Annotated in this window: 6 protein-coding genes; 5 read left to right on the top strand and 1 reads right to left on the bottom strand. The window is 71.1% G+C overall.

The annotated features are described in order from the left end of the window. Nucleotides 1-78: 78 nt before the first annotated feature. A complete protein-coding gene (locus tag GUY60_RS34230; protein ID WP_161705040.1) occupies nt 79-834 on the bottom strand; it encodes a SigE family RNA polymerase sigma factor in 756 nt (251 codons plus the stop codon). A 226-nt stretch (nt 835-1,060) separates the two neighbouring features. On the opposite strand from GUY60_RS34230, the gene afsQ1 reads away from it, so the two are divergent. From afsQ1 to GUY60_RS34205, 5 genes are all read left to right on the top strand, one after another. After that, complete coding sequence (afsQ1, locus tag GUY60_RS34225) at nt 1,061-1,738, top strand: two-component system response regulator AfsQ1 (protein WP_161705044.1); 678 nt, start codon at nt 1,061-1,063, stop codon at nt 1,736-1,738. Next, nucleotides 1,735-3,408, top strand: coding sequence for a sensor histidine kinase (locus tag GUY60_RS34220; protein WP_161705038.1), 1,674 nt, complete (start codon nt 1,735-1,737; stop codon nt 3,406-3,408). Before afsQ1 ends, GUY60_RS34220 begins: the two co-directional genes overlap by 4 nt. Continuing rightward, on the top strand, nt 3,405-4,034 hold the full coding sequence (locus tag GUY60_RS34215) for a hypothetical protein (protein ID WP_188133188.1): 630 nt from the start codon (nt 3,405-3,407) through the stop codon (nt 4,032-4,034). The genes GUY60_RS34220 and GUY60_RS34215 overlap by 4 nt, the downstream gene beginning before the upstream one ends. A gap of 142 nt (nt 4,035-4,176) precedes the next feature. Next, a complete protein-coding gene (locus GUY60_RS34210; RefSeq protein ID WP_161705036.1) occupies nt 4,177-4,728 on the top strand; it encodes a VanZ family protein in 552 nt (183 codons plus the stop codon). Between the two features lie 77 nt (nt 4,729-4,805). Beyond that, complete coding sequence (locus tag GUY60_RS34205) at nt 4,806-5,012, top strand: PspC domain-containing protein (protein ID WP_161705034.1); 207 nt, start codon at nt 4,806-4,808, stop codon at nt 5,010-5,012. The last annotated feature ends 55 nt before the right edge of the window (nt 5,013-5,067 follow it).

The raw sequence follows: 5,067 nt of genomic DNA, 5'->3' as shown, positions 1-5,067 counted from the left end.
ATCCCGCGGTGTGGCCCCCCTGGGCCTTCCCGCCGCCTCCCCCGAAGCGACGTTCCCCCTGCCTTCGGCTTATGGCGGCTACGCCACCAGTTCGCCGAAGGACTCCTCCTGGTCACGGCCGAAGCTGAGGACCTCGTCCTCGCGCAGCCGGCGCAGCGAGCGCCAGATGCTGGACTTCACCGTGCCGACACTGATGTCGAGGATGTCCGCGATCTCCGGGTCCGTACGGCCCTCGTAGTAGCGGAGCACGAGCATCGTCCGCTGCAGTTCGGGGAGGCGGGCCAGGGCCTGCCAGAGAACCGCGCGCAGCTCCGTGCCGCGCATCGCGTCCGTGTCGACCACCGTCTCCGGCAGTTCCTCGGTCGGGTACTCGTTCAGCTTGCGGCGGCGCCACGCGCTGATGTGCAGATTGGTCATGGTGCGGCGGAGGTAGCCCCCGACCGCGGCCTTGTCGCTGATCCGGTCCCAGGCTCGGTACGTCGAGAACAGCGCGCTCTGCAACAGGTCCTCGGCCTCGAAACGGTCACCGGTCAGGTGGTAGGCGGTGGCGTACAGGGAGGCGCGGCGCTCCTGGACGTAAGCGGTGAACTCCGCCTCCGACAGGGACGCCTGCTCCCCCGAGCCCTCCCCGTACGCACTTCCCCCGTTGCCGACACCGCGCTGAGCACGGGAGTCGACCACCGTCATGTAACCGGTGTGCTGGCGTCCGGTACCGCGGGCGCACCCCCGCGCCCCCGCCACACCGGACTTCTCGTGCTGGCCGGCCCCCCGGGCGGTGAGGTCGTGCAGACGCGTGACAACTGCGCTCGAGCTGGTGCTGTGCAGCGTATTCATCTCGCGCCCCCCGTCGTGGAGTCTGGTTCCAGCCGCACCTTCCGGAGCTTCCCGGGCGGTGCGTTCCGTGTGACCAAAAGCCTGCCGTTCGACTTTCATCGCGGTGTCTGCCGACTGTCACAGACCTGTCACAGGGGCCTGTCCGTTCGAGAGGTTGCGGGGAGGGAACGTATGGGAGCGCTCCAACTGTCGAAACCGCACCGCACCATGCGACAGAATGACCAACGTGCCTTCCCTGTTGCTGATCGAAGACGACGACGCCATCCGCACGGCCCTTGAGCTGTCGCTGACGCGCCAGGGGCATCGTGTGTCCACCGCCGCCACGGGCGAGGACGGCCTGAAACTGCTGCGCGAACAGCGGCCCGATCTGATCGTTCTTGACGTGATGTTGCCCGGGATCGACGGTTTCGAGGTGTGCCGTCGGATCCGGCGCACGGACCAGTTGCCGATCATCCTGCTCACCGCGCGCAGCGACGACATCGACGTGGTCGTCGGCCTGGAGTCCGGAGCCGATGACTACGTGGTCAAGCCCGTCCAGGGCCGCGTGCTCGACGCCCGGATCCGTGCCGTGCTGCGCCGCGGCGAGCGCGAGGCCAACGACGCCGCCGCGTTCGGTTCCCTGGTCATCGACCGCTCCGCGATGACGGTCACCAAGGACGGCGAGGACCTGCAGCTCACGCCGACCGAGCTGCGGCTGCTCCTGGAGCTGAGCCGCAGGCCCGGACAGGCCCTGTCCAGGCAGCAGTTGCTGCGCCTGGTCTGGGAGCACGACTACCTCGGCGACTCCCGCCTGGTGGACGCGTGTGTGCAGCGGCTGCGCGCCAAGGTCGAGGACGTGCCGTCCTCACCGACGCTGATCCGTACGGTCCGTGGCGTCGGCTACCGCTTGGACACCCCTTCGTGACATCCGTACCGAGACGGCCCCGCAAGGCCTGGGGCAGAGGGCCGTTCACCGTTCTGCGCTTCACCAGCCTGCGGCTGCGCCTCGTCTTCGTGTTCGCCCTGGTCGCGCTGACCGCCGCGGTCTCCGCCTCCGGGATCGCGTACTGGCTGAACCGCGAGGCCGTGCTCACCCGCACCCAGGACGCGGCGCTCGGTGACTTCAAGGAGGCCATGCAGGACCGGGTCGCCTCGCTGCCGCGTGAGCCCACGAAGGACGAACTCGACCGCGCCGCCCGCACGATGGCCCACGGCAGCCAGGGCTACAGCGTGCTCCTGATCGGCGAGAACCCCGACGGCAGGACCGTCGTCGGCACCTCCGAACTGGACGCGTTCACCCTGGACGACGTGCCTCGGTCGCTGCGCAAGGCCGTCGACGAGCCCGCCCCCGCCAAGTCCGGGAAGTCGGACGGCTCCGGCGACGCGTACCGCCTGTTCTGGCTGCGCGACGTGGAGGGCGGCACCCCGTATCTCATCGGCGGTACGCGGGTGATGGGCGGCGGCCCCACCGGGTACATGCTCAAGTCCCTTGAGCCGGAGGCCAAGGACCTCAACTCCCTCGCCTGGTCCCTCGGGATCGCCACCGCGCTCGCCCTGATCGGCGCGGCCCTGCTCGCCCAGGCCGCCGCGACCACCGTGCTCAAGCCGGTGCACCGGCTCGGCGTCGCCGCCCGGCGCCTCGGCGAGGGCAAGCTCGACACCCGCCTCAGGGTCTCCGGTACGGACGAACTGGCCGAGCTGGCCGAGACGTTCAACTCCGCGGCCGCTTCCCTGGAGAAGAAGGTCGCGGACATGAGCGCCCGCGAGGAGTCCAGCCGCCGCTTCGTCGCCGACATGTCGCACGAGTTGCGCACCCCGCTCACCGCGATCACCGCAGTCACCGAGGTCCTGGAGGAAGAGGCCGACACCCTCGACCCGATGATCGCGCCGGCCGTGAACCTGGTGGTCAGCGAGACCCGGCGGCTCAACGACCTGGTCGAGAACCTGATGGAGGTCACCCGCTTCGACGCGGGCACCGCCCGCCTGGTCCTGGACGACGTGGACATCGCCGACCAGATCACCGCCTGCATCGACGCCCGCGCCTGGCTGGACGCCGTCGACCTGGACGCCGAGCGCGGCATCACCGCCCAGCTCGACCCGCGCCGCCTCGACGTGGTCCTGGCCAACCTGATCGGCAACGCCCTGAAGCACGGCGGCTCTCCGGTACGGGTCTCGGTCCGCGAGGAGGGCGAGGACCTGGTGATCTCGGTACGCGACCACGGGCCGGGCATTCCGGAAGAGGTGCTGCCGCACGTCTTCGACCGCTTCTACAAGGCCAGCGCCTCCCGGCCGCGCTCCGAGGGCAGTGGGCTCGGCCTCTCCATCGCCCTGGAGAACGCCCACATCCACGGCGGCGAGATCACGGCCGCCAACTCCCCCGAGGGCGGTGCGGTGTTCACGTTCCGGCTGCCGCGCGACGCGTCCCGGGTGGCGGAGGAGAACTCCGCCGACCAGACCACGGACGGCGTCCCGAACACGGCGACCACGACGAGGTCCGCGCCCGGTTCATCCGGTGCGGGCGGCGGCGGCACGGGCGGCTCCGGTCAGCACACGGGTCGGCACACGGGTCAGCAGGGGAAGAAGGCGGACGGATGACCACCGCAGTACGTCACGTCCGCACCGCGCGGCTCGCCAGGGGCGCCCTCGTCACGGTGCTCGGCGCGGCACTCGCCGGGTGCGGCATCCGGGCCACCGAGGTGCCGACCGACTTCGGTCCGGCCCCTTCGCGGGTGCCGTGCGTCAACTCGGCCGCGGATGTCGCCGCCCAGTCGGGCACCGGCGTACCCGAGGAGATCTACCTGGTCTGCGGCTCGCAGCTGGTCCAGGTCGACCGCCAGATCGAGCTCGCCGGCGACGGCGCCGAGGGCGACCCGGTACGCGTGGCACAGGGCCTCCTCGACGAGCTGCGCAAGCCGCCCACCGAGTCCGAGGCGCAGGCCGGGTTCACCTCCGACGTGAAGGGCCGCCCGAAGGTCAGCGGCCCGCGCGGCGAGGACCCGCCGTCGGCGCTGCGCCTGAGCAGCCCGCCCGAGCGGATGTCACCGTACGAACTGGCGCAGCTCGTCTGTACGTTCGCCCGCAGCGTGGCCGCCGACCGGGACGGCTCGGTCGTCCTCGGCGGCCCCGACGAGAACTCGCCGCTGCGCCGGTACGAGTGCACCGAGGAACTCCGCGCCCGCCCCGGCACGGTCCCCGCCCCGGCGGAGACGGTCGGCTCGTAGCCCGTAACCCCCGCAGGTCGTAGCCCGCAGCCCGTGGGCCACGACGGTCGGCGGGTGCCGCGAAAACCGCTCCGGACAATCAGGCAGAAGCAGGACGCCACCTCGCGGAACCGATCCTGCCGGTGGCCGCGTCTTGGGGAGCGTGCAGCGTCAAGGCCTGAGCGGCAGTACCGATGCCGCGGTATCTCTCCGTGCGGTGGGAGCGTTCCTCCTCCTCGCACACCTTCTGCTCGTCGCCTGGATCACGCTGCGGCCGCTCGACGTGCCCTGGGTCAGCGCGCCGAACCTGCAGCCGTTCGCCGGGATCCGCGCCGACCTGGCGCTCGGGCCCGACGAAGCCGTCCGCCGGATCGGCGAGAAGCTGCTGCTTCTCGCCCCGCTCGGGGTGCTGCTGCCCATGGCCGGTGGCCGGCTGTACGCCTCGTCGGTGGTGTCCCTGGCCCGTACGGTCGCCGCGGGTGCGCTGATGTCGCTCGGCATCGAGCTGTTCCAGACCGCGGTGCCCGGACAGCTCGTCGACGTGGACTCGCTGCTGCTCAACACCCTCGGGGTGGCCCTGGCCCATGTGTCCGTGGTGCCCGCGGCCCGCGCCCGGCTGCGCCGGAACCGCTTCGGGGCGGTACGCGCGCTGCCGATGGACGAGGTGTCTCAGGGGTCGACCCCGACGATTCCCAGGGTCGGGATCGCCCCATAGTCCGACGTTCTGTCCCCTCCGCGGCCGTACCGTTGAAGGCGTAGGGAACAACCCCACGGTTCGCGAAGGAGCCCACCATGACCGCCCTTGCCCGCCCCCGTGACGGACGCATGATCGGCGGAGTGTGCGCAGCGCTGGCACGGCGCTTCGGCACCTCCGCGACCACGATGCGTGTGATCTTCCTGGTCTCGTGCCTGCTGCCGGGACCGCAGTTCCTCCTCTACCTCGCGCTGTGGGTGCTGCTGCCCTCCGAGGAGAGCACCACGGCGAAGCCCGCCTGGTAGCGGCAGCCGGAACGACGGCAGACGAAAGCGGCGGGGTGCGCACCGAAGACCGGTG

The organism is Streptomyces boluensis, assembly GCF_009908195.1.
Taxonomy (GTDB): Bacteria; Actinomycetota; Actinomycetes; order Streptomycetales; family Streptomycetaceae; genus Streptomyces; species Streptomyces boluensis.
The sequence above is the reverse complement of the archived record's forward strand: the minus strand, read 5'-3'. Positions and strand labels throughout refer to the sequence as shown.